23 protein-coding genes are annotated in these 23,641 nt (G+C 40.2%); 12 read left to right on the top strand and 11 right to left on the bottom strand.

The genetic code is table 11. From position 1 onward, the window contains the following. Window positions 1-7: 7 nt before the first annotated feature. The 8 genes from BVH02_RS18020 to BVH02_RS17985 form a co-directional block, all read right to left on the bottom strand. On the bottom strand, window positions 8-943 hold the full coding sequence (locus tag BVH02_RS18020; protein ID WP_223271912.1) for an SDR family oxidoreductase: 936 nt from the start codon (window positions 941-943) through the stop codon (window positions 8-10). Next, window positions 915-1,760 (bottom strand): peptidylprolyl isomerase, encoded by an 846-nt coding sequence (locus BVH02_RS18015; protein ID WP_086502867.1) that lies wholly within the window; start codon window positions 1,758-1,760, stop codon window positions 915-917. Before BVH02_RS18015 ends, BVH02_RS18020 begins: the two co-directional genes overlap by 29 nt. Further along, window positions 1,757-2,686, bottom strand: coding sequence for a hydroxymethylbilane synthase (gene hemC, locus BVH02_RS18010; protein WP_086502866.1), 930 nt, complete (start codon window positions 2,684-2,686; stop codon window positions 1,757-1,759). Before hemC ends, BVH02_RS18015 begins: the two co-directional genes overlap by 4 nt. Continuing rightward, on the bottom strand, window positions 2,683-3,588 hold the full coding sequence (gene rimK, locus BVH02_RS18005; protein ID WP_086502865.1) for a 30S ribosomal protein S6--L-glutamate ligase: 906 nt from the start codon (window positions 3,586-3,588) through the stop codon (window positions 2,683-2,685). Before rimK ends, hemC begins: the two co-directional genes overlap by 4 nt. A 175-nt stretch (window positions 3,589-3,763) precedes the next feature. Then, window positions 3,764-4,204, bottom strand: coding sequence for an ATP-dependent zinc protease family protein (locus BVH02_RS18000; protein ID WP_086502864.1), 441 nt, complete (start codon window positions 4,202-4,204; stop codon window positions 3,764-3,766). A 1-nt stretch (window position 4,205) separates the two neighbouring features. After that, window positions 4,206-5,342: a DNA polymerase III subunit gene (locus tag BVH02_RS17995; protein ID WP_086502863.1), complete on the bottom strand. Its 1,137-nt coding sequence runs from the start codon at window positions 5,340-5,342 to the stop codon at window positions 4,206-4,208. A gap of 11 nt (window positions 5,343-5,353) precedes the next feature. Beyond that, a complete protein-coding gene (locus BVH02_RS17990; RefSeq protein ID WP_086502862.1) occupies window positions 5,354-6,550 on the bottom strand; it encodes a GlmU family protein in 1,197 nt (398 codons plus the stop codon). 69 nt (window positions 6,551-6,619) lie between these two features. Beyond that, window positions 6,620-6,868, bottom strand: a complete 249-nt coding sequence (locus BVH02_RS17985) for a type B 50S ribosomal protein L31 (protein WP_086502861.1) — start codon at window positions 6,866-6,868, stop codon at window positions 6,620-6,622. A gap of 290 nt (window positions 6,869-7,158) precedes the next feature. Between BVH02_RS17985 and BVH02_RS17980 the strand changes: the two genes are divergently transcribed. The 6 genes from BVH02_RS17980 (at window position 7,159) to BVH02_RS17955 (ending at window position 14,610) form a co-directional block, all read left to right on the top strand. After that, the gene (locus BVH02_RS17980; protein ID WP_223271913.1) at window positions 7,159-8,847 is read left to right on the top strand and encodes a hypothetical protein; all 1,689 of its coding nucleotides are present in this window, start codon (window positions 7,159-7,161) and stop codon (window positions 8,845-8,847) included. A 60-nt stretch (window positions 8,848-8,907) separates the two neighbouring features. Continuing rightward, window positions 8,908-10,740, top strand: coding sequence for an ABC transporter ATP-binding protein (locus tag BVH02_RS17975; protein WP_086502860.1), 1,833 nt, complete (start codon window positions 8,908-8,910; stop codon window positions 10,738-10,740). Between the two features lie 161 nt (window positions 10,741-10,901). Further along, window positions 10,902-11,270 (top strand): hypothetical protein, encoded by a 369-nt coding sequence (locus tag BVH02_RS17970; RefSeq protein ID WP_086502859.1) that lies wholly within the window; start codon window positions 10,902-10,904, stop codon window positions 11,268-11,270. Window positions 11,271-11,332: 62 nt separating this feature from the next. Continuing rightward, a complete protein-coding gene (locus BVH02_RS17965) occupies window positions 11,333-12,871 on the top strand; it encodes a YifB family Mg chelatase-like AAA ATPase (protein WP_086502858.1) in 1,539 nt (512 codons plus the stop codon). Between the two features lie 333 nt (window positions 12,872-13,204). Beyond that, window positions 13,205-13,669 (top strand): IS200/IS605 family transposase, encoded by a 465-nt coding sequence (tnpA, locus tag BVH02_RS17960; RefSeq protein ID WP_086502857.1) that lies wholly within the window; start codon window positions 13,205-13,207, stop codon window positions 13,667-13,669. 206 nt (window positions 13,670-13,875) lie between these two features. After that, window positions 13,876-14,610 carry an MBL fold metallo-hydrolase gene (locus tag BVH02_RS17955; RefSeq protein ID WP_086502856.1) on the top strand — a complete coding sequence of 245 codons (735 nt, stop codon included), beginning with the start codon at window positions 13,876-13,878 and terminating at the stop codon, window positions 14,608-14,610. Window positions 14,611-14,774: 164 nt separating this feature from the next. Here BVH02_RS17955 and BVH02_RS17950 read toward each other — a convergent pair whose 3' ends face one another. Next, the gene (locus BVH02_RS17950) at window positions 14,775-15,875 is read right to left on the bottom strand and encodes a trans-sulfuration enzyme family protein (protein ID WP_086502855.1); all 1,101 of its coding nucleotides are present in this window, start codon (window positions 15,873-15,875) and stop codon (window positions 14,775-14,777) included. A gap of 392 nt (window positions 15,876-16,267) precedes the next feature. Further along, a complete protein-coding gene (locus BVH02_RS17945; protein ID WP_086502854.1) occupies window positions 16,268-16,744 on the bottom strand; it encodes a DUF4293 domain-containing protein in 477 nt (158 codons plus the stop codon). A gap of 102 nt (window positions 16,745-16,846) precedes the next feature. Here BVH02_RS17945 and truA point away from each other — a divergent pair, with 102 nt between their 5' ends. The 6 genes from truA (at window position 16,847) to hemE (ending at window position 22,289) form a co-directional block, all read left to right on the top strand. After that, window positions 16,847-17,605, top strand: a complete 759-nt coding sequence (gene truA / locus BVH02_RS17940) for a tRNA pseudouridine(38-40) synthase TruA (protein WP_086502853.1) — start codon at window positions 16,847-16,849, stop codon at window positions 17,603-17,605. 6 nt (window positions 17,606-17,611) lie between these two features. Then, window positions 17,612-19,384, top strand: coding sequence for an ABC transporter ATP-binding protein (locus tag BVH02_RS17935; RefSeq protein WP_086502852.1), 1,773 nt, complete (start codon window positions 17,612-17,614; stop codon window positions 19,382-19,384). Window positions 19,385-19,422: 38 nt separating this feature from the next. Then, window positions 19,423-20,004, top strand: coding sequence for a hypothetical protein (locus BVH02_RS17930; RefSeq protein ID WP_086502851.1), 582 nt, complete (start codon window positions 19,423-19,425; stop codon window positions 20,002-20,004). A gap of 2 nt (window positions 20,005-20,006) precedes the next feature. Further along, a complete protein-coding gene (locus tag BVH02_RS17925) occupies window positions 20,007-20,522 on the top strand; it encodes a hypothetical protein (protein WP_086502850.1) in 516 nt (171 codons plus the stop codon). An 80-nt stretch (window positions 20,523-20,602) separates the two neighbouring features. Beyond that, on the top strand, window positions 20,603-21,151 hold the full coding sequence (locus tag BVH02_RS17920; RefSeq protein WP_086502849.1) for a hypothetical protein: 549 nt from the start codon (window positions 20,603-20,605) through the stop codon (window positions 21,149-21,151). A 115-nt stretch (window positions 21,152-21,266) separates the two neighbouring features. Further along, a complete protein-coding gene (gene hemE, locus BVH02_RS17915; RefSeq protein WP_086502848.1) occupies window positions 21,267-22,289 on the top strand; it encodes a uroporphyrinogen decarboxylase in 1,023 nt (340 codons plus the stop codon). Between the two features lie 193 nt (window positions 22,290-22,482). Here hemE and BVH02_RS17910 read toward each other — a convergent pair whose 3' ends face one another. Continuing rightward, window positions 22,483-23,289, bottom strand: a complete 807-nt coding sequence (locus BVH02_RS17910) for an MOSC domain-containing protein (protein ID WP_086502847.1) — start codon at window positions 23,287-23,289, stop codon at window positions 22,483-22,485. Between the last annotated feature and the right edge of the window lie 352 nt (window positions 23,290-23,641).

The raw sequence follows: 23,641 nt of genomic DNA, 5'->3' as shown, positions 1-23,641 counted from the left end.
CTGCTTTTTAAGCGCGGGCTAAGATAATTTGTTTTGCCAAAATACCAATTGCCATTCGGAAAGTTTTAGGTTCAAATCCTAACTCCTTTTGAGCTTTAGTGATAATGAACCCTGTTTTTAAAGGTCTTTTTGCTGGCTGACTAAAAGTGCTAGAATCTGCTCTTTTAATTAGATCCTTATTTAGCCCAAAATAGTCCGCTGTAATATTCGCCATTTCATAAGCACTTAAGTAATCAGGACCACAGATATTGAAAATCCCCTCTGCTTCCTTCTCAGCTATCAAAATACAACCAGCCGCCAAGTCTTCAGCAAGTGTTGGAGTTCTGAACTGATCATCCACAACCTGAATTTCTTTTCCAGCCTCCAGAGAAGACTTAACCCAAAGAATAATATTAGTACGACTCATATCATGAGCTATCCCAAAAACTAATACAGTTCTCGCAATAGACCATTTTGTTTTGCACGCCATTACTAGCTGCTCACCTTCCAGCTTGGTCTCTCCATAGTAATTTACTGGAGCAGCTACTGCATTTTCATCCAACGGACCTTCTTCCCCTGAGAAAATAAAATCTGTAGATACAAAAATAAAATGTGCTTGTGCCTTCTCGGCAGCTTTTATTAGATAAGCAGTAGCATTGACGTTCGCGTCATAACACGCCTCCTGATTCAATTCGCACTGATCTACATTAGTCATTGCAGCTCCATGGATAATGATATCTGGACTTATTTCACCCAAAGTTTTCTCTACTGCGGCAGGATCAATAATATCTAGACTCACATATTCGAATCCCTTACCTGGCAGTCTACATTCGCCTTTTCCGCTGGCAAATACCTGAAAGGTTTCTTTTTCTAGCAATTGAGCAACGAGCTTTTGTCCAAGTAGGCCATTTGCTCCTGTAATAAATACTTTCTTTCTACTTGTCATTAGGGTAGCTGTAGCCATATTCTTTTTCGATTTTATTTCTTGACATTTTTTCCACTGTCACTTTCATATATACTGGCTCATTAGGCACATCTCTGTATCCTGTAGGCACATTTGATATTTCCTCCGCCACTTCTAATCCTTGGATCACTTCCCCAAATACTGTGTACTCCTTATCCAAATGCGGCACTCCACCAATAGTCGTATAAGCTTCGATCTGCTCAGATGTGAAATCCTTGGTCAAGTTTACATTAAGCGACTTTTCTAGCTCATCTCTTTTTGAAAGAATTAACGAAGTCAAACTATCGTATTTCTGCTCGTTATACAGTCGTATATATTCGATCTTCAAGTCTTCCTGACTTCCCAACTCCATGTATTTCATCAGCGACTTTTGAAGCTCTGCCATATTTGTGGTGAGTTCAAGCTCGTTATAAACTTTGCCGATAGTGATATAAAATTGAGATCCGTTGGAACGGCGATCTGGATTGACACCATCAGGTTGACGCGCCGCCGCAATCATTCCTTTCTTGTGGAAATAGCTTGCTCTGATTTCAGCTGGCAAGGTTGGCCAGTCTTGTGGAGGAAGGTTCTCTTTTGTGAATACGTCTCCGCCCTGAATCATGAAATTTTTCATGATTCTCTGGAATTCGGTAGAATCAAATCTTCCGGCTTCCGCCAACTCAATGAAATTAGACTTATGCGCAGGAGTATCATCAAACAGAACTGCCACAATATCCCCATGACTAGTCTCTATCGTGATCAAGTAATCTTTGTTCGCGGCACAGGAAAATGAGCTGACTGTAATAAACACAAAGAGTAAGGCTCTTAAAAATCTCATTTATTCAATGTTGTTTTGATTTGATCCAATATGACTTTTCCGCCTGCGGCAAAAACCTGATCAGCAAGCTCTTTACCTAGTTTTTCGGGCTGATCAGCGCTTCCTTTCACTACAATTGAGATTCGTTCTTTTCCGTCCAAACTCACGATCCCACCTTTGATACTAAGCTGATTTTCTTCAAGTGTTGCTAGCGCAAAAACAGGAATACTACAGCCGCCTTCCAAGACTCTCAAATAAGCCCGCTCTGCACGAAGTCTCAATGAAGTATCCAAATGATTACATGCTTGGGCAATTTTAGACTTCAAATCAGCATCTAGATTAATTGCCACTTCTACCGCCACAGACCCTTGCCCGACGGCAGGAGTAAATTCATCCAAATCCAACACCTGAATTATCATATGATCATATTCCATCCGATGTGCTCCTGCATAGGCTAGCAATAAAGCATCGCATAGTCCCTCTTCCATCTTGCGAATTCGAGTTTGTAGATTTCCACGAACCTCCACCGTTTTTACATGTGGATAAAAATGTTTCAAAGTTGAAACTCGACGTGTGGCTGAAGTGCCCAAAACAATTTCATTCTTCAAAGAAATAGATTTATCATGAGATACAATCACGTCATTTTCCTTCTCCCGCTCAGTAAAAGCAATAATCTCAAATCCATCTGGCAAACTAGACTGCATGTCCTTTGCGCTGTGAACGGCAATATCAATACGGCCATCAAGCAACTGATCTTCCAATTCTTGTGTGAAAACACCTTTACTCCCAATTTTAGCTATAGAAACATCCAAAATTTGATCTCCCTTAGTGTCAATAATAACAATCTCTGTACTTAAGCCTGCTTTCTTCAGAAGTGCTTCTACGTGGTATGCCTGCCAAAGCGCCAATTTGCTTCCGCGCGTACCTATTTTCACTAATTGACTCATTGACTTGATATTTTCATCGGGCGTTTATTAACCCCTTCTTCTATAAATTTTATAATGGCACCAGCGATATCAATCCCTGTAGCTTTCTCAATCCCCTCTAATCCTGGCGAGCTATTTACTTCTAGAATCAATGGTCCTCTAGCAGATTGAAGCATATCTACTCCAGCCACGTCTAGACCAAGTGCTTTCGCAGCACCCAAAGCAGCAGCTTTCTCCGCACGACTAAGTTTGATAATGGATGCTTTACCGCCTCGGTGAAGATTGGAGCGAAACTCACCCTCCGCCCCTTGACGTTTCATAGCTCCTACTACTTTCCCATTTACGATGAATGCACGAATGTCAGCCCCTTTGGCTTCTTTGATGAATTCCTGTATGATAATCCTTGCCTTTAAGCCATGAAAAGCTTCTATTACAGACTGGCTTGCTTTGCGTGTCTCTGCCAAAACAACTCCCAACCCTTGGGTTCCTTCGAGTAATTTGATGATCAGTGGCGCTCCACCTACGTGATCTATAATCTGCTTTTCTCCACCTTTAGAAAAATTGGTAAACGCTGTTTTAGGCATCCCAAGTCCAGCGCTAGATAAGATTTGTAAGCTGCGTAGCTTATCCCTGCTTCGGACAATCGCCTGAGAATTTACGGCCGAGAATGCTCCCATCAGCTCAAACTGACGAACCACCGCGGTACCGTAGAAAGTAACTGATGCACCAATTCTGGGGATAATCGCATCTACATCTGTGATTTTTTCACCTTTATATATGATAGAAGGACCTTCTTGCTCGATGATCAAGTCACAGACGCCATGGTTTACAATTATTGCTTCATGACCAGCTTTCTGAATTGCTTCTAAAAGCCTTTTAGTAGAGTATAAATTTGGGTTCCTAGAGAGGATTGCAATTTTCATGTGATTATAAATTTTTATCAATGGTCATCCCCCCAACAATTATCGAGGCTAAGGGTAGAAATCTCATATTACGGATGATTATACTATTGTGTTCCGCTACAGGTATACTCGATTTCATTAGAAAATATTAAGGTAAATTTGGTCATTTATATGACCTTAAGAGTAGACCAGTAAGTTATTTATTTATTCGATAGGGTCTAGCCAGATTGACCTTACATACATTTACAAGAAAACGATTTCTTAAGATTTTTCGACCGAGGAGAATAGCATTTCTCATACTCGATCGATCCGATAATGTAAACTCTGCTGAATAACTTTCACCAGCAAGCTCAAAGGTAGTCTCGATCAAATAACGAACCTCAGCATGACCGAATGAATTTTTTACTTTTTTCTCTCTAAAATGATCAATTGTAACCGCCTCGCCTGTGAAGGATTTGTGCCCAGGTAGAAGTGGTTGAAATTTGAGAACACGTTTACCATTAATTTCGACTACTTCTAAATTCTCTGCATGAATACTACTGGTGTAAGCACCAGTATCTACTTTCGCCCAGACCAAATGCAATCCCAAATCAGGGAGAGACACTTTTTCTTTTCTACCAATTATTTTTCTCTCCATATTAACTGATTTTCGCCATCAATTTTGTCACATTCATAGATAGGTCTGTGAAGATGAATTTGGCGTTGCCATTTCGTTCCAAATGATAATGTGCTGTATTGAAATCTCCATATAGCTTGCCTACATGCTCTTCCTTCAAAACTTTGCCGCTGATTTTATTCACAAAATCCCGATCCTCGTCATGGGTGCGAAGGAGCTCATCCAAACCGGCGTTTTTCAGGAGAATTTCACGAAGAACATTCAGCCCCGTCAGTAATAATGATTTTTGAGCTTCTTTATCTGATTTGTGAAAATCATCTGCCATTCCGAAAATACTTTTGAAATCAGCTTTGTAACAAGACAAAAACCACTCTCTGATTTTTTTTACTTGTAGATCTTCTACTTGATCGACTAATCGATAAGCCTCACGCAAATTCCCATCCGCTAGCATGGAGATTTGATCCGCCGAAGCTTCGTCGCAAAGCCCTTTTTCAAAAAGATGATTTTTCACTTCCTCATCTGAGAAACCACGAATTGTCACTTTTTGCGTCCTCGAAAGTATAGTAGTCAGCAACTGATCTGCGGCACTAGTTACTAGTATAAATAAGGTCTTTGGCTGAGGTTCTTCGAGAATCTTCAATAAGGCATTTGCCGCTGAAGGATGAAGATATTCCGGGGCCCAAATCATCATAATTTTGTAGCCCCCTTCAAAAGACATCAGCGAAAGTGCCTGAATGATTTTGCGAGCAGCTCCTTTTGAAATGTTTAATTGCTTCTTTTCAAAATTATTGAAGTATATATAATCATGCACATTGCCATATGGCTGCTCTGTAGCAAACTTTCTCCAGCTCGTCAACACATCCGTCTTATCCTCGTCGTCTTTATCATCCTCCTTGGAGGAAGTAATCGTGGGAAAGGCAAAATTCAAATCAGGGATAACCAATCGGCTCATGCGCTGACAAGAAGCACATACTCCACAAGAATCGGTATCCGTAGGGTTTTCGCAGTACAAATAGGTGCAAAGCGCCAAGGCCATCGTCAAATTTGCGGAGCCCTCAGGCCCATGGAATAACAATGCATGCGCCAAATGATTGTTTTTGACGGCATTTATAAGATTTACTTTGGTTTCGGGAAGTCCCGGTATAGCTGCGAATTGCATGAATTAATTAATCAGGATGAAGTTTCCCAAATTCTATAGTTTTTTGACATTTCGAAAATCAAGCGTAAGATCTCTTGTTCTTCCGCATCTAACTCCAGTCCTCTTCTCGCTACTACAGCTTTTGCTGTCTCTAGAAATTTCGGAAACAAGAAGGTAGAGAATCCTTCTTCTCCACCCCAAGCAAAGGAAGGAATAAATTTACGCGGAAATCCGGGACCAAAAACATTTGAGCCAACCCCAATAACAGTTCCCGTATTGAACATGGTGTTAATTCCGCATTTGGAGTGATCTCCCATCATCAGTCCACAAAACTGTAAGCCTGTGTTGGAGTAATTCCCGACAGTATAATCCCAGAGTTTGACTGGAGAATAATTGTTTTTCAGGTTGCTCGTATTCGTATCCGCTCCCATATTACACCATTCACCGATCACAGAATTACCCAAGAATCCTTCATGACCCTTGTTACTAAAGCCAAAGATCACAGAGTTGGAAAGCTCACCACCTACCTTAGAATGAGGGCCAACCGTGGTATCTCCCTTTATTTTTGCTCCCATATTTACAGTAGAACTTTCGCAAAGCGCAAATGGGCCCCGGATCAAAGCTCCTTCTTGAATTTCGGTATTTTTCCCTATGTAAATAGGTCCAGCATCCGCATTCAATACTGCTGCACGAATCACAGCTCCTTCTTCTATGAAAATATTTTTGAGAGAATACGCTTTGGTGTGGGGATCGCTGATTTCAGCTGATTTTCTCCCTTTTGTAAGTAAAATGAAATCCTTTCTGATCTCCGATCCATTGAATTGGAATATATTCCAAGTTTTCAATAGCAAGGTAGTCTCAGTGTCAAGCTGAATAATTTCTTTGCTCTTGACAGCTCCGAGGTTTTTTTCAGTTTCTCCAATATATGTTGCGATCAGCGTTTTGCCGAAATAGAGTGCTTGAGTGGAGGAAAGAGATTTCAAGAGAGTGTGACTTTTACTGTCTGGCAACCAAGCTCCATTTACAGCTAAGGCATTTCCTGATTTGCGAGGAAATTTCTTTTGCAGGTAGTCTTGAGTAAGAAAAGATACTGAAGCACCTGTTATCAATTCCCATTTTTCAGAAATCTTCAGAATCCCAATGCGGATATCCGCCACAGGCCTGGTAAAAGTAAAAGGTAGCAACGAGCCGCGAATTGCGGGATCATCAAACAATAAAATTGAGTCCATGAGGCAAAAATAAAAAAGTCTCCCGGAATCCATGCTCCGGGAGACTTTTTAGCCTGAGATAAAGAAGAATTACTTCTTCTGAGCGTATCTTCTGTTGAATTTCTCAACACGACCCGCAGTATCAAGCATCATTTTCTTACCAGTATAGAACGGGTGAGACTGTGAGCTCACTTCCACTTTGAACAATGGGTAATCGTTGCCATCTTCCCAAGTGATTGTTTCGCTTGTCTCGATAGTTGACTTTGTAAGAAATTTAAATTCGCTAGAAGTGTCGTAGAAAACGACGTCTCTGTAGTTTGGATGGATATCAGCTTTCATATTTATTGCTAGTTATTATGTACGTCTTTCAAATGAGGCACAAAGCTACCCTTTTTCAGAAAACTCACCAAATCTTTGTCAAGTATTTCTAAGTCAATTGATCAAAAGGAATTAAAAAGTCGATTTATGAATGTAAAACAAGGTGTTTTTCCTTGAAAATAAAATCTGAATCAGAATCTATGGCATTCAATAATGCCAGCTCAGCTTAATTATAGTATGTGAATAGCCATAATTTTGAACCTCTTTCTTAGACATGTTCCATTTTCAGGAATGTTTTTTAGATTTAAGCAATGCTAAGACCTCCATACATTCGTTTGCTTATTTTATTAGGCATAGTTCTATTCCCACTTTTTGCTTTTGCACAAGGTAGCTACATCCCTTATGACCGGGATTATTATCATAAAATCGAACGATATGAGATTCTTCGAGGAAAAAACAACCCGGTTTTTCACACGGGAGCAAAACCTTATCGCCGAGATCATGTGGCGCATTTTTTAGATAGTATCGCAAATGACGCAGTCATACGAACTAGCATAGATCGCTTTAATCTCGCTTATTTGAGCCAAGACAATTGGGAGTTTGTCAGTAGAGAGACACCTTTATCTGAAAAACCTCTGTTCAACTCAATTTATAAGAGACCAGGAGACTTTGCTTATTACAATAGCGAGGAATTTGACATCCATGTCAGCCCAGTTTTTTACTTGAATGGCGGTGTTGAGCCAGACAATGAACGTAATCCAAACCGCTTTTCTAGAGGATTGGTTGTACGGGGATCGATTGACAATAAAGTCGGTTTTTACACCTACTTCACTTCTTCCGAAGCCTTTTTTCCGAGTTGGGTAAAAGACTATTCTGAACACAACGGCGCAGTGCCTGGCGAAGGATTCTGGAAGGAATATAATGGAGATGGCTACAGTTACTTCTCAGCATTAGGCCATGTAAGCTTTAATATCACCAAACACATTCAGGTGGAAGCCGGTCATGATCGCAACTTCATTGGAGAAGGTTACCGCTCTTTTTTGCTGTCAGACTTCTCCAATCCTTATATGTTCGTGAAGTTAAACACGCAAGTATGGAAGTTTCAACTAACAAATATCTGGAGTCAAATGACAGCGGATGTTTTTTATGACAGAGGAAGACCAACAGACGGTAAATACCCGCAGAAATTTTTTGCGTATAGCAGACTTGGAATGAATATAGGCAAGAATCTAAATCTGGGATGGTTTTCATCGGTCATGACTAATGAGGTGAATTTCAATTATTTCAATCCGATCATCTTTCTACGCTGGGTGGAGCAGCAACAAGGCACTCCAGATAAAGTAATGTTAGGATTGGACGGTAAGTGGATTTTCACACCTGGGATGGAGCTTTACGGCCAATTTGCTTTAGATGAATTTGTTTTCAATGAGTTTTTTGGAATAGACGGCAAAAATTCCAAGCGCAATAAGTACGGGGTGCAAATGGGCTACAAATACATGGATGTATTAGGAGTCTCTAATTTAGATTTTCAATTGGAATGGAATCAAGCGAGACCTTACACATTCCAGGAAAAATTTGATTACCAATCCTATTCGAATTGGAATACTCCTTTGACGCATCCACGCGGTGCGAATTTCAGGGAATTTATAGGCGTCCTCCGTTACCAACCTATTCCAAAATTAAACTTGACTTTCACTGGAATGCATCAACTCTATGGAGCAGATCCAGACGAGGCAACAAACTGGGGTGGAGATGTATTGAAAAACAGACTTGTAGGAAGTCCTACCGGATTGTTTAACAATGTGATCGGTCAGGGAATCGAAAATACCGTGATTCAATCCAATTTAAATGCGAGCTATATGCTTAAACATAACTTTTTCATAGATGCCTCACATACTTTCAGAAGAAGGACAGCACAAGATTTAGGCAGTCCTGAGACTTCCCAATACCTTCAGCTGGCATTCCGATGGAACTTTACGCGGCCGGATTACAACTATTAATAAGGAACCTCTACTATCAATTTTGCTTAACTTGCGAGATTATTCCATGAATATTAGTTTATGAAAACTTACCTGCGAATTCTTTCCTATGCCAAGCCATATGGGAAGTTCGTACCTACCTATATCATTTATGCGTTTCTGTCCATAGTTTTCGGATTACTGAATTTCACGCTTTTGAAACCACTTTTCGATGTGATCTTCGAACAAGTAGATCCAGCAACGCTAACTCAATATGCCACGAAGCCTGAATTCAGCTTTTCGCTAGCATACTTTTCCCACGTATTCAATTACAACTTCCTCCAAATTGCGGAGGAATACGGTAAAATGGGGACGCTTTACTATGTGTGTGCCATCATCGTAGTTTCTGTTTTCCTCGCAAATTTATTCACTTATCTATCAGGTGTAGTTTTGGCAAAGGTGCGAGCTACTGTGATCAAGCGTATGCGAATGGATATTTTTGGTCAGGTCAGCAAGCTTCACATAGGATACTTCTCCACTGAACGAAAAGGCGATCTCATGTCAAAAATGACGAATGATGTGCAGGAGGTGGAAAATACGATCGTGCAATCCCTTCGAGTTGTCTTTCGAGAACCAGTGACCATTATTTTGTATTTCTCGGTGCTCTTTTTTATGTCTCCTAAGCTTACGATTTTTACCATTTTGATCATACCTATCACAGGCGCAATCATTGGAGGAATTACAAAAAGATTGAAGAAAAAAGCGGTGGAAAGTCAGGAATCTCTGGGAAGAATCGTTAATATTTTAGACGAGACTTTGGGAGGAATGCGAGTAATAAAAGCCTTCAATGCGGAGCGTTTTATGTGGGGGAAATTTGACCAAGAAACTGATTACTATGCCGGAGTAAATGTAAATATGGCTCGAAAGAATGAGCTAGCCTCGCCGATTTCCCAGTTTCTCGGTGTGTTCGTAGTAGCAGGAATTCTTGTTTATGGAGGAGGCCTAGTACTCAGCGGTAACTCAGATCTGGGAGCCTCCGACTTCATTACTTACATCATCATTTTCACCCAAGTCTTAAATCCTGCAAAGGAAATATCCCGCGCAATGAGCAGCATTCAGCGCGGAATTGCTTCAGCGGAGCGAATATTCTCAGTAGTTGACACGCCAACGCAGATTAGTTCGCCTGTGAGTCCAATTGCATTGAGTTCTTTTGAGAAATCAGTCGAATTTAAAAATGTAAGCTTTGCTTATCAGGATGCAAATGTTTTGAAGAATATCAATTTTACCCTATCCAAAGGGAAAACTATCGCGCTTGTAGGACCTTCAGGTGGTGGGAAATCCACCTTAGCTGATTTGGTTCCTCGTTTTTACGATCCTTCAGCAGGTGAGATTTTACTTGACGGTAAAAATCTTAAAAGATTTGATTTGAAAGATCTGCGAGGCCTAATGGGCATAGTGACGCAAGAGTCCATTTTATTTAATGACACTGTTTTCAATAATATCGCATTTGGAGTGGAAGGCGCGACCAAAGAGCAGGTACTCGAAGCAGCGAAAATTGCAAATGCCCATGAATTCATTCAAAACATGGAAGATGGTTACCAAACCAGTATTGGAGAGCGGGGTTCTAAGCTTTCTGGGGGACAAAGACAAAGAATAAGTATTGCAAGAGCCGTTTTGAAAAACCCTCCAATTTTGATTCTTGATGAAGCTACATCAGCTCTTGATTCTGAATCCGAGCATTTGGTGCAGGAAGCTTTGACTAAATTGATGAGCAATCGAACCACTTTAGTGATCGCTCATCGACTTAGCACAATCCAACATGCAGATGAGATATTGGTGATAGAGCGAGGAGAAATCGTGCAAAGAGGAACTCACTCAGAATTGAATCAAGTTGATGGCTTGTATCAGAAACTTTCTACTATTCAGTCAGTTTAGTATATTCGTTAAATTTAATATTAATACTCGTGAAATCGAGCCAGCCTGAGGCAGACAGGCATGTCTAAGATGACACAAACTTGGATAGTAATCTATTTTGTGAGATATCATATCGAAACATCTGGTCAAGTTGTGAACACTAAAAATCAAAATATAATCATATGAAAAAACTTCACCAAATCCTTCAAATAGCTCTTTTGGTCTATTTTGGTGCTTTTCTCATTTTCTTCATTGCCTTTGATACCCTTGGTGGTGTTTTTGGAATGGATGAGATCACCTCTGATTCCATGGTAACAATCATCTTGATTGGTCTGATTCTTTTTCTTGCAGCTTGGGGAAGTAGTTATGCCGCATATGCCAGCCTAGCTTCTACAATTAAGAAAATGGAAATAGATGCAAATTCTTTGAAAGCTAAAATCTACGATTTCGAGCATCCAAGAATCCCTACCACCCAGCCTACAAGACCTACCTTACCATCAGATACTGATCCAAGTAATCTTCCTCCAAGACAAAATATTACAGATAAGTAAGATTTTAAATTTGTCAAACTAGTATATTGAGGAGACCAATCAGGTCTCCTTTTTTTGAAAATATGGTAGCAAAAACTTTTGGAAGCGCAGTATCTGGCGTTGATGCCAATATCATCACCATAGAAGTTAATGTTGGGCAAGGAACCAACTTTTTTATGGTAGGTCTCCCCGACTCTGCCGTGAAAGAATCCCAGCAACGGGTGGAAAGTGCCTTGAAATACTACGGCTATAGAATGCCCCGGCAAAAAGTAGTAATTAATTTGGCTCCCGCAGACATCCGAAAGGAAGGTTCTGCTTATGATTTACCAATTGCGATGGGCATTCTGCAGGCTTCCGAACAAGTAGAATTCCCAACTTTAGGAGACTATGTGATTATGGGTGAGCTTTCATTAGATGGCAATCTCAGACCAATTAAAGGCGTTTTGCCGATAGCTATAGAAGCTCGGAAAAAAGGATTCAAAGGATTTATTCTTCCCATAGAAAACGCCAAGGAGGCATCGATTGTCAATAATTTGGATATTATCGCTGTGGAAACCATGCAGCAAGCCACTGACTTTTTGTTAGGAGAATTGGATATAGTGCCACTGGTGACTGATACTCGTGAGATTTTTTATCATTCGCTAGATGATATTGAGTTTGACTTTGCAGATGTGCAAGGGCAGGAAAACATCAAGCGGGCTATGGAAATCGCCGCAGCGGGCGGACATAACGTGATCATGATTGGCCCTCCCGGCGCAGGGAAAACCATGCTTGCAAAACGCCTTCCTTCGATCCTTCCTCCTCTGACATTGATAGAAGCACTGGAAACTACCAAGATTCACTCGGTAGCGGGTAAACTGGGAAAGAATGGATCTCTCCTAGCCAATCGTCCATTTCGCTCGCCGCATCATACGATTAGTGATGTGGCTTTAGTTGGAGGTGGCGGAAATCCTCAGCCCGGAGAAATATCCCTTGCACATAATGGAGTTCTGTTTCTAGACGAGTTACCAGAGTTCAAGCGAAGCGTACTTGAAGTGATGCGTCAGCCGCTGGAAGAGCGTAGAGTGACGATTTCCAGAGCAAAAATTTCGGTGGATTTCCCTGCCAATTTTATGCTGATTGCAAGCATGAATCCTTGTCCCTGTGGTTATTACAATCACCCTGAGAAGGAATGTGTCTGTGGACCAGGAATAGTACAGCGCTATCTGAACAAAGTTTCTGGACCGCTTCTGGATCGAATTGATTTACATGTCGAAGTCACTCCGGTGAAGTTTGACGAGATGACCTCCACCAGAAGAAATGAAACAAGTAAAGAAATTCGGGAACGAGTAATCTTGGGTAGAGAGCGCCAGAAAAAGCGTTTCAAAGACAATCCAGAGGTATTCTGCAATGCCATGATGCCTTCACATTTGACCAAGCAAATCTGCCAGATTAACGAAGCCGGGAAGATGCTGCTAAAAACTGCGATGGAGAGATTAGGATTGTCCGCTAGAGCTTACGACAGAATTCTGAAAGTAGCTCGAACCATTGCAGATATCTCAGGAAGCGAGGACATCAAAGTGGAGCATTTGGCCGAAGCGATCCAGTATAGAAGTTTGGATAGAGAAGGCTGGGCGGGGTGAAAAGAATTTAAAATGAAGGAATTAAAAGTTTGAAATTATGGCTGAAAGTCAAAGCTGGAAATTTCGTCAGGTTAATTTTCTACCTATAATATCTCCCAAAAAGGCCTATTGTAGAAAACAAAATCTTGATTAACAACAATAGACTACCTGACAAGGCAAGTGAATTAATCGTGACCGCTATAAATATCGTGTAATCAACATTTCAAGCAGAGTTCATATATAGTAACTCTCGAAATTATCCCAAACCTGTCCCGTTAGGGACTTATTATGGGTAGCATTTTAATGAATAGTGAACCCTGCCGTGCCTTTAGGTACAGCCCTAATTTTTCAATCATGGCAAATACTTACACACAAATCCATATTCAGGCTGTCTTTGCAGTTCAAAATAGAATCTCATTAATTCAGCCAACATGGAAAGATGAATTGTATAAATACATCTCAACTATTGTCTCAAGTTATGATCACAAGCTTCTGCAGATAAATGGAATGCCCGATCACGTCCACTTATTAATAGGTTTTCGACCAACGCAATCACTTTCTGATCTTATGAAGGAGGTTAAGCAAGATTCATCCAAATGGATAAATAAAAAAGGCTTCGTAAAAGGAAAGTTTACTTGGCAAGGAGGTTATGGCGCTTTTTCTTACAGCAAAGATCAAGTTCCAAGGGTAATGAATTACATCCAAAATCAGGAAGCACATCACAAGAAGCAGTGCTTTCTTGATGAATACGAAGGATTATTGAAAATCCACCAAATTGAATACGATAAACGCTACATTTTCAAACCAATTGAAGAATAGAGCTATACCTAAAGGCACAGCTTGAAATTTTATATTAATACACATTCTACCCATAATTTGTCCCTAAAGGGACTTATAGTAGAAAAATAAAATCTTGAATGAAAGCTTGATGGCAAAAGGAATTGGGTGTTTCGGTTAAGAATCCTCTCCAAACAATTTTCTAACTGCCTAGTTTAATAAAATTAAAAAACTAAATTTTCATCATCATGAAATATCTTTCTTTACTCCTTATTCTCATCTCTTTTAGCTCTTTTGCACAGGATAAAATACCTGCCAAAAACGGAGAGATCACCATCAATCCAATCACTCACGGCACTCTCGTATTTGAGCATAACGGCCAAGTGATTTACGTGGATCCTTATGGCGGAGCAGCAGGTTTTGCAGGACAGAAAAAACCTACACTAGTTTTGATTACAGACATTCATGGAGATCACCTCAATCAGGAAACTTTGGATGGACTGGATCTGTCAGGGGCTACTTTTGCGGTGCCACAAGAAGTTGCAGACAAGTTGCCTGTCGGCACTGGAAAGTCTATAGAGATACTTAGTAACGACCAGTCCAAAACTATTAATGGTGTCAAAATCGATGCTATACCAATGTATAATCTTCCTGAAAACTCTGAATCCAGACATCCAAAAGGTCGAGGAAACGGATACATAGTTAACCTCGGTGGCAAACGTCTTTACCTCTCAGGAGACACTGAGGATATTAAAGAAATGCGTTCGCTGAAGAGAATTGATGTTGCTTTCGTCTGTATGAATCTGCCTTATACAATGGATGTGGACCAAGCTGCAAGTGCCGTTTCGGAGTTTAAACCTGCAGTAGTTTATCCTTACCATTACAGAGGCACAGAAGGCTTATGTGATGTAGAGAAATTTAAAAATTTGGTAAATGCATCTGCTCCAAATGTAGATGTAAGATTAAGAAATTGGTATCAATAAGATCTCTCAATTTTGCCTCCTCAAAGCATTTAATACTTGAGAATAAACAACAAAACCCAGCCGAATGGCTGGGTTTTGTTGTTTAAGGCTATTCTCTTATATCACAACTGTACTTTTTATTGCGCTATCTGCGAGGCACTCCGCGTCCACTGCTGTAAAATTAATTATTTCAGCGCATCTTCCATATCTTCAAGAAGATCGTATAAATGCTCTAATCCAACTGAAACCCTAATCAAATTCTGAGGGGTCAAGGTGTCTGGGCCTTCGGAAGCTGCTCTGCGCTCGATCAAACTTTCTACTCCTCCAAGGCTAGTCGCATTGGTAAAGTACTTGAGTTTAGAAATCACTCGATCAGCGGCATCCGCTCCACCTTTCACAAGAAAAGAAAGTACTCCTCCAAACCCAGTCATCTGATTTGCGGCGACCATATGTCCTTCATGACTTTTCAAACCTGGGTAGTAAACCCTTTCTACTGCATCGTGATGAGAAAGAAAATTAGCCAAAACCATGGCATGCTCTGCATGGCCTTTCACACGATAAGGCAAGGTCTTTATGCTTCTGCACAGGTAATAGCAATCCATAGGAGACGGAACTGCACCTCCCCCGATTTGCACATTTTTCACTTTCTCCCAGAATTCATCTGCCTCTTTGGTTATCAAAGCTCCTCCCAAAATATCCGAATGTCCTCCAAAATACTTGGTACTGGAATGCATGACGATATCAGCACCCAAATCAATAGGATTCTGAAAAACTGGTGTAGCAAATGTATTATCACAGGCGAGCATCACGCCTTTCTCTTTAGCCAATTTTGCAACTGATGCAATATCTGTAATCTTTAAGAGTGGATTCGATGGAGTTTCCAGCCAAACCAACTTAGTATTTGGCCTGAAGGCATTTTCCAGCTTATCCAAATCCGTCATATCTACAAAAGTGGCTTCTAACACTCCTTTGAAGATGGAAAGAATTGCATTTTTCAACCCGTGGTACATATCATCTGGAGCAATAATATGCGAACCTGGCTCCAAGGCCTGAAATACCGCAACTCCGGCAGCATTGCCAGAGGAAAAAGCTGCAGCATCTCCACCTTTCTCCAAAGCAGCAAGCAATTTCTCAAGCGAATGCCGATTAGGATTATTTGCCCTAGCATAAATCATCGACTCAGGTTGATGAATAAAAGTTGTGCTGAGTGTGATCGGCTGGATGACTGGCTTCTCAGAATCAGTGACAATATTTCCTCCGTGAATGGCGAGTGTTTCGAGTTTCATAATGTTAATTATTAATACTTGCAAAAGGCAGTGCTTGAAATTACCATTATTTCCGTTGAGCCCTAAAAGAATTTGTAAAATGCCCAGAAGTCTGGAAAAAAATGTCAACAATCCATCTTAAATATTAACTGTAACTAGTTTACTACTACAGAATTCAGCTGGGAGTAGCCGCCTCTCTGTACTTCAAAACTTTCTATCCTACTGTGGGCATGAGTTTCAGGCAGAAAAAATTACGCATGGATTATGCCTCTAGAGGTGGTCCATAAAAAACCACACCTGATAAAAACGAGTAAAGCCAGCGAGTTGCTGGCTTTACTCGTTTTTTAAATGATTGGGAGATCGCTCCCAATGACGTAAATCTTATATCTTGATTCTTTTATCTAACGTCTATTTTATCGTATTCTATCCACAGATTTTAGCAAGGCCACATCTTTTCGGATGAAACGATTGGCAAGCATATTACAAACCATACCTATCAGAACAGCCCAAAAACCAATCTGATATTCGCCATTATCAGGAGCTGCCATATCATTGTTTACTCCATTTGTAGTCAAAAATACAATGGCTACCAAGCCAACCATTATCAGGGAATTGAGCATATTTAACATCATCTGGCGGCTTAAGTTTCTGTATTGGAAAATCGAAATAATCGCTAAAAGACCTGCAAATGCAGCCATGGCAGCGATATACCAATTAGAAGAAGACTGAATGACTTCACCTGAAGCATCTAGCTGATTCATAAATAAAGCATTGAATTTCCAGATTTCACTTGTATCTGGCACATCTTGAATCCAAAGGTCTAAGCCTAAAGTCAAACCCATGGACACAGCCACTAGGAATAGGAAAATTGATTGTACGCGCTGGATCATTTCTTTCTAATTTTTTGGCAAATAAAAGGCCTTATGAGATCATTACCAAGGAAAGCAGGTTTTGCGCCATGATTTGATTGGGAATAGTATCTTTGCAGCCGTATGAGTGAAAGCAAAAGATATTTCTTGGACATTAGCTATAAAGGCACCCGCTATCATGGCTTCCAAATCCAGAAAAATGCATTTACAGTTCAGGAAGCCTTGGAAAATGGACTTTCTACTTACTTCAGAGAATCAATCTCTGTGATGGGCAGTGGGCGTACAGATACGGGAGTGCATGCTATAATGCAGATCTGCCACTTCGAAACGAATCAAGAAATAGACAGAGCTAAGTTTATACGGGCAATAAATGGAATTTTACCGAAAGACATAGCAATCAACTCTATCCGAGAAGTCAAAGCAGATGCACATGCTAGGTTCAGCGCCAAAAGCAGAGCATATGTTTATCGTTTGATTTTACAAAAAAGCCCTTTTATAGAAGATTACGTTTGGAGACATTACTTCAATCCAGATATAAATAGAATGAATGCGGGAGCTAAAATCCTTTTAGAATACAATGATTTTGAGTGTTTCAGCAAAGTGAATACCGCCGTTAAGCATTTTCGCTGTGAAATAAAATCGGCTCATTGGGAACAAAAAGACGGGGAATTGCAATTTCATATAACTGCTAACCGTTTTTTGCGTGGAATGGTAAGGGCAATCGTCGGAACGCTCGTATCTATTGGCCTTGGCAAAATAGAGCCAGAGGAAATGCATCATATCATAGAATCACGTGATAGAATAAAAGCGGGAAAATCAGCTCCAGCCAGTGGCTTGTTTTTCAGCCGAATTGAATATTCAGAAGACATTTATTTAGACTAGTTTACCTTGAGTTTAGAACAAGAAAAATCATCCTCCGGCGAAATCGTCGATTCGAAAGTACTCAAGCAGCTCTATGGTTTTGTAAAACCTTACAAACCTCAGTTCTATTTTCTGATCTTTCTTACCATCGCTTTGGCCATTTTGGCACCTACGCGACCATATTTCATTCAGGTCGCCATAGATGATTACATCGCTGTGGGAGATGCGGCAGGGCTTTTGAAAATCATCTACCTCCTCATAGGATTGATGATTGTGCAGGCATTTGTCCAGTGGGCACACACGTATTATTCTGGCTGGATAGGTCAGGTAATTATCCGCGATATCCGCGTGAGACTGTATAAGCATCTTTTAAAACTTCGGCTAAAATTCTTTGACAACACGCCTATAGGCAGATTAGTAACACGTAATATATCAGATGTTGAAACGCTTGCAGATGTATTTTCCGAAGGTTTGGCTGCAATTATTGGAGATCTATTACAGCTGGTAACCATCCTTGGTGTTATGTTTTACATCGACTGGAAGCTTACGCTGGTGAGTTTATGTACACTACCGCTGATGATTATTTCTACTTATGTCTTTAAGGAAAAAATCAAAGTGACTTTTAATGATGTCAGAAATGCTGTTTCTAACCTAAATTCCTTTCTGCAAGAACATATCACAGGTATGAATATCGTACAGATTTTCAATCGCGAAGATCGGGAGTTCGAGAAGTTCAAAACAATAAATAAGGAACATAGAAGAGCACATATTAGATCTGTTCTTTACTATTCTATTTATTTTCCAGTAGCAGAGATTATCCAAGCTATTGGAATTGGACTGGTGGTATGGTACGGTGCAGTTGGTGTGTTGGGAATGGAGATAGAGATCGGTGTTCTAATTTCATTTATCATGTATTTACAGCTATTCTTCCGTCCTATTCGCATGATCGCTGACAGATTCAATACTCTTCAAATGGGCGTAGTAAGTTCATCCCGCATTTTCAAACTATTGGAAAGTGATGAGCACATCGCAAACGAAGGAGATTACAAGCCTGCCAAAGTCAGAGGTAATATCAAAGTAGAACAGGTTTGGTTTGCCTATGTAGATGAAAACTACGTGCTAAAAAATATCAGTTTCGAAGTGGAATCAGGCCAAACTGTTGCACTTGTCGGCGCCACCGGAGCAGGTAAATCTTCCATCATCAACTTGATTTCTAGATTTTATGAAATCAATACAGGTCATATTTCCATTGATGGCCATGACATTCGGGAATTTGAACTTAATACCTTGCGTAAGCACATTGGAGTAGTACTTCAAGATGTATTTCTTTTCTCCAATACAATTTTCTACAACATCACGCTCGGTAATCCAGACATTTCGCGTGAGCAAGTAATGTATGCTGCGGAGCTTGCTGGCGCAAAAAAATTCATTGAAAGGCTGCCAGGCGGGCTCGATTACAATGTAATGGAGCGCGGCGCTACCCTTTCTGTAGGCCAGCGTCAATTAATTTCTTTTGTGAGAGCGATGGTTTACAATCCTGAAATCATCATTCTGGATGAAGCAACTTCATCGGTGGACACCGAAACAGAGGAATTGATCCAAGAATCTATAGAAACAATGATGACGGGAAGAACGTCTATTGTTATAGCTCACAGACTTTCGACCATCCAAAAAGCAGATAAAATTATTGTCCTTAATAAAGGCGAAATTGTAGAGACTGGCACCCATGATTCCTTATTGGAATTAGGCGGTCATTACACCCAACTGCATCAGATGCAACTTAAGACAATGGCTATCTAGCCTGATTTTTAAAAACTAGTATAAAACCTATAATTATCGTGAAATACAGCTTAATCATCCTCTTGGTAGTATTACCATTTATCAGTTTTGCACAAGAACGTGGAGTCGGAATTCGTCTTGGCGAACCTCTTTCTATTACTTATAAAGATTTTCTGTCCGAATCTATATCCATCGAAGGAATGATCGGAGTGGCGGGGATCAATGGAGCTAGTTATTATCAGAAAGATTTCGAAAGCAATCCACCTGAATCCAACTCTTTCTATATCTCGCATAGCGCACAAAAAGGAATTTCCTTTAATGTGCGTTCAGCTTATCATGAAGACATCACAGATGTTTTTGGAATTACAGATGGATACCTTCTAGCCTATGGTGGCATTGGAATCCAACTTAGATCTACCAAAGTCACCTATACCTATGCTGATGGACAGACTTCCTCTCTTATGAAAAATGACAGCCGGACCAATTTTGATTTTGGTCCAGAGACATTCATTGGAACGGAATACTACTTTGATGATGTGCCTATTTCAGTTTTCGGAGAAGTTGGCCTCTTCCTAGAGCTAATTGACCGCATTGGACATATAAAAGGACAAGGTGGTATTGGGGTTCGCTATATTTTCTAAGCATGAAAAGGATTGCCATACTTATTGTCGCGCTAATTTCCGGCTTTACGATTTTAGGATTCTGGGCATTTAGTAAACTAGGAGGAAATATCCCTGTAGAAATACAGTTGGTAGAAAATAAGCCTGACAATCTTGCGGGATTAACCTACCGAGGAACTCCAGGTAACGTTGAATTAGGAAAGATTTTTGAAAAGATGGAGACTCAAAAAGCACTCCACCCAGGAAGTCAACTCCATACCATCTATGAAGTGGAGCCAGCAGGAAAACTTGACACCATGCTCGTTTTTGTAGGAATTAATCAAATGCATCCTATCTCAGATATGGAATTTCGGGTTTTTGAAAACAGAGGCTACCTGCTTGCACAAATTAAAAGTAGCACTTGGGTGATGCCTAGTCCAGAAATGGTAAAGGAAAAACTAGCTGAATTTGCGGAAGCAAATAAGCTGGAATTGAGTGGAATTTATATCGATAAAATAATTTCGAAAAACGAAGTTCAAGTGATTGCACCTATCAAGTGAAAAATCGTTAAGGATTTCTCACCAACCATTTAATGGCATTATTCGTGAAAGAAACCTAACCAACCATAAAAACTACTTCTATGAAAAATATCAACTCTCTTATTTTAGCTCTCTTTGGGCTATTTGTATTCCAAGCATGTGAAGGTCCAGAAGGTCCTCAAGGTGTACCGGGTGCTCAAGGCGATCAAGGTACGCCAGGAGTAAATATAGTAGGTCAAACATTTGAAGTGGAAATTGACTTCACTAGCACAAACAACTACGCAGGCAACTTTGACTTCACTGAGCCACTAGTAGATGGAGATGCTTTGCTAGTCTATATGCTAGAGCAATCGCCTGCTACAGAAGGCAGAGTAGCTTGGAGGCTTTTGCCTCAGACTTTCTATATAGATGGTGGCATTCTTGTTTATAACTTCGATTATACTGTAGATGACTTCAGTATCTTTTTGGACAACTCCCCGATAGAATTCTCAACCTTGGACAGTTATTATACTACGGGCGTACTATTCAGAGTAGTGGTAGTCCCATCAGATCTTATTGGAGCTCGCGTAGATTATACAGACTATGAAGGAACAATGAAGCTATTGAACATCTCTGAAGACGACTTCGAAAGAATAGAATCTAAGAAATAAAAAGCACGTTAAATCATCTATTAAACCAATAGCTGGATCTATGTCAGACATAGATCCAGCTTTTTTATGTAGTCACTTTACCTGCCATAAATAATTTGGCGCTTATCTTTGTACCATGCATTTGAAAAATGACCTATTACTTCGCGCTGCCAAAGGCGAAATCACAGAAAGAACACCAGTCTGGCTGATGCGCCAAGCAGGCAGAATTTTACCAGAATATAGGAAAGTTCGGGAAAGCGTAAGTGGCTTTATTGAGCTAGCGCAGACTCCAGAACTTGCTGCTGAAGTGACTATTCAGCCTGTGGATTTGTTAGGAGTGGATGCAGCTATTATATTTTCAGATATTTTAGTAATTCCAGAAGCTATGGGTTTGCCTTATGAGATGGTTGAGAAAAGAGGTCCCTTATTCCCAACTACCGTACGGTCAGAAGCTGATTTGAAGAAGTTGCATATCTCAGATGGTTCGGAACTTCGCTATGTAACGGATGCTATTCAGATTACTAGAAAAGCCTTAAATGGTCGAGTTCCACTGATCGGCTTTGCCGGTGCACCTTGGACTATTTTCTCCTATATGGTAGAAGGTCATGGCAGCAAAACATTTTCAGAAGCCAGAAAAATGCTTTACACACAGCCAGCCTTCTCACATAAATTGCTGCAGATGATCACGGATAGCACGATCAATTACCTACATGCTCAAATCGAAGCAGGTGCACAATTAGTGCAGCTATTCGACAGTTGGGCGGGTATTTTGGGGCCTAAGCAATATGCCGAATTTTCTATGCCCTACATCGCTCAGATATGTGATGCAATTACTTCAGTTCCAAAAACTGTTTTTGCTAAAGGGGCATTTTTCGCCAGAGAAGAAATGGGCAAATTGAATTGCGAAACGATAGGTTTGGATTGGAATATGGGAATCGCTGAATCAAGAAACTTAATAGGTTCTGAAAAAACATTACAGGGAAATCTAGATCCAGCTGCTCTTTATGGTAATGAAGAGCAAGTACGTGAGGCCACTAAAGCCATGATGGAGCAATTCCGTGGAACGAGACATATTGCCAATCTAGGGCATGGCGTATATCCAGACATCAATCCAGAGTTGGTAAAAGTGTTTATCCAGACCGTTAAAGATTTTAAATAGGCGCTTTTAACCACAGAGTAAAGGCAGAAATTTATACAGAGAACGAATCTGAAAATTGCTTAATAGGAGTGAAAGCCCTAGATAATCATTCCCAGTTCAATAGGACCGTGTAAAAAAGCATTTATTCCTAGTGATAAAACTCCAAAAGAGTGTAATACTATTTCCTGCTTCTCCAGAAGCAGGATTTCTTTTTTTACACCATCTTAATTTCATCGCCAACATTAAGAACCCCATTCGACAAGGCTACCATATTTTGTCCAAAAAGAATTTTGTGGCCCACTTTCCTGTAAGTAGCCAACGTTTTCAACGGTTCAGTTCCTTTGATACCAGTATCCTGATCCACCGTTATCATCACACATCGAGCACAGGGTTTAACAACTTGAAAATCTAATTGACCAATCTGTATTTTTTTCCAAGAATCTTCTGCAAATGGCTCCCCGCCCGAAAAGACAATATTTGGTCGAAAGCGATTCATGAATACCGTTTCATCTAATCGAACATTCAGATCTGCAAGGGAGTTTTGACCAATTAGTAAGTAAGGCATTCCATCTGCAAAACTTACCGATTCATCATTCACCGCGTATTTTGGATCTACTTTTCTTTGAGTTGTAAGGGGCATTTTCACTAAGCGCACACTCATTTCTAAAATATCGCTAAACCACAAATCAAAGTCAGTATTAACTAATCGGGCAGGCATCTCATCGTCCCAAACCGTCACTGATGATATTACTTCTCCCTCCATATTAATTGGAATGTGGATCATCTTTTCAGGCCTGGAAAGGTGGTAAACAGAAAGCAAATCACCCACAATTTCAACACGCAATAAAGCCATAAGTGGAAAAGCCCGCTGAGAAATAAACTGTCCCTCATCATCTATAAGCATCCAACGACGATCGAATTCAAATCCTCTTTCCTCCACTTTTGCTTTAGAAAGCCGAATTCCTGCTAGAGATTTAATGGGGTATGTATATAAGTCTTGAATAATTAGCGGTTCTGACATGTCCTAAAAATAAGATTCTATAAAAGGAAATGCTTAATTCATCCGACAAATTTTATGACGATGGGAATTGATATTTTCAAATAAGCCCACATTTTCTCTAATGTTTCTAATTCTCTTGTGCCGGCAAGAACTCCCAGTGCTAATATAACCACTAAGCACCATCGGCTTCGTTCGTTCATGTTTTTCCTAAAAAATGATTCCATTATACCTAATAGATGCAATTGGCAGTCAGTTGGTTGCAATAGCTTTGTCACTTACTGGAAAAATATGTCAGTTAGAAATACTGGTTCAATAGAAAAATGACAATTCAGTAGCTTTTTCGTCAAAACTATGTCAAGTTTTCTGCCAATGT

It is taken from the genome of Algoriphagus ratkowskyi (genome assembly GCF_002150505.1).
In the GTDB taxonomy this organism is placed as follows: Bacteria; Bacteroidota; Bacteroidia; order Cytophagales; family Cyclobacteriaceae; genus Algoriphagus; species Algoriphagus ratkowskyi.
The sequence above is the reverse complement of the archived record's forward strand: the minus strand, read 5'-3'. Positions and strand labels throughout refer to the sequence as shown.

Coding starts and splice junctions, on each gene's coding strand:
- BVH02_RS18020 (WP_223271912.1), bottom strand. CDS start 943: ATGGCTACAGCTACCCTAATGACAAGTAGAAAGAAAGTATTTATTACA.
- BVH02_RS18015 (WP_086502867.1), bottom strand. CDS start 1,760: ATGAGATTTTTAAGAGCCTTACTCTTTGTGTTTATTACAGTCAGCTCA.
- hemC (WP_086502866.1), bottom strand. CDS start 2,686: ATGAGTCAATTAGTGAAAATAGGTACGCGCGGAAGCAAATTGGCGCTT.
- rimK (WP_086502865.1), bottom strand. CDS start 3,588: ATGAAAATTGCAATCCTCTCTAGGAACCCAAATTTATACTCTACTAAA.
- BVH02_RS18000 (WP_086502864.1), bottom strand. CDS start 4,204: ATGGAGAGAAAAATAATTGGTAGAAAAGAAAAAGTGTCTCTCCCTGAT.
- BVH02_RS17995 (WP_086502863.1), bottom strand. CDS start 5,342: ATGCAATTCGCAGCTATACCGGGACTTCCCGAAACCAAAGTAAATCTT.
- BVH02_RS17990 (WP_086502862.1), bottom strand. CDS start 6,550: ATGGACTCAATTTTATTGTTTGATGATCCCGCAATTCGCGGCTCGTTG.
- BVH02_RS17985 (WP_086502861.1), bottom strand. CDS start 6,868: ATGAAAGCTGATATCCATCCAAACTACAGAGACGTCGTTTTCTACGAC.
- BVH02_RS17980 (WP_223271913.1), top strand. CDS start 7,159: ATGCTAAGACCTCCATACATTCGTTTGCTTATTTTATTAGGCATAGTT.
- BVH02_RS17975 (WP_086502860.1), top strand. CDS start 8,908: ATGAAAACTTACCTGCGAATTCTTTCCTATGCCAAGCCATATGGGAAG.
- BVH02_RS17970 (WP_086502859.1), top strand. CDS start 10,902: ATGAAAAAACTTCACCAAATCCTTCAAATAGCTCTTTTGGTCTATTTT.
- BVH02_RS17965 (WP_086502858.1), top strand. CDS start 11,333: ATGGTAGCAAAAACTTTTGGAAGCGCAGTATCTGGCGTTGATGCCAAT.
- tnpA (WP_086502857.1), top strand. CDS start 13,205: ATGGCAAATACTTACACACAAATCCATATTCAGGCTGTCTTTGCAGTT.
- BVH02_RS17955 (WP_086502856.1), top strand. CDS start 13,876: ATGAAATATCTTTCTTTACTCCTTATTCTCATCTCTTTTAGCTCTTTT.
- BVH02_RS17950 (WP_086502855.1), bottom strand. CDS start 15,875: ATGAAACTCGAAACACTCGCCATTCACGGAGGAAATATTGTCACTGAT.
- BVH02_RS17945 (WP_086502854.1), bottom strand. CDS start 16,744: ATGATCCAGCGCGTACAATCAATTTTCCTATTCCTAGTGGCTGTGTCC.
- truA (WP_086502853.1), top strand. CDS start 16,847: ATGAGTGAAAGCAAAAGATATTTCTTGGACATTAGCTATAAAGGCACC.
- BVH02_RS17925 (WP_086502850.1), top strand. CDS start 20,007: ATGAAAAGGATTGCCATACTTATTGTCGCGCTAATTTCCGGCTTTACG.
- BVH02_RS17920 (WP_086502849.1), top strand. CDS start 20,603: ATGAAAAATATCAACTCTCTTATTTTAGCTCTCTTTGGGCTATTTGTA.
- hemE (WP_086502848.1), top strand. CDS start 21,267: ATGCATTTGAAAAATGACCTATTACTTCGCGCTGCCAAAGGCGAAATC.
- BVH02_RS17910 (WP_086502847.1), bottom strand. CDS start 23,289: ATGTCAGAACCGCTAATTATTCAAGACTTATATACATACCCCATTAAA.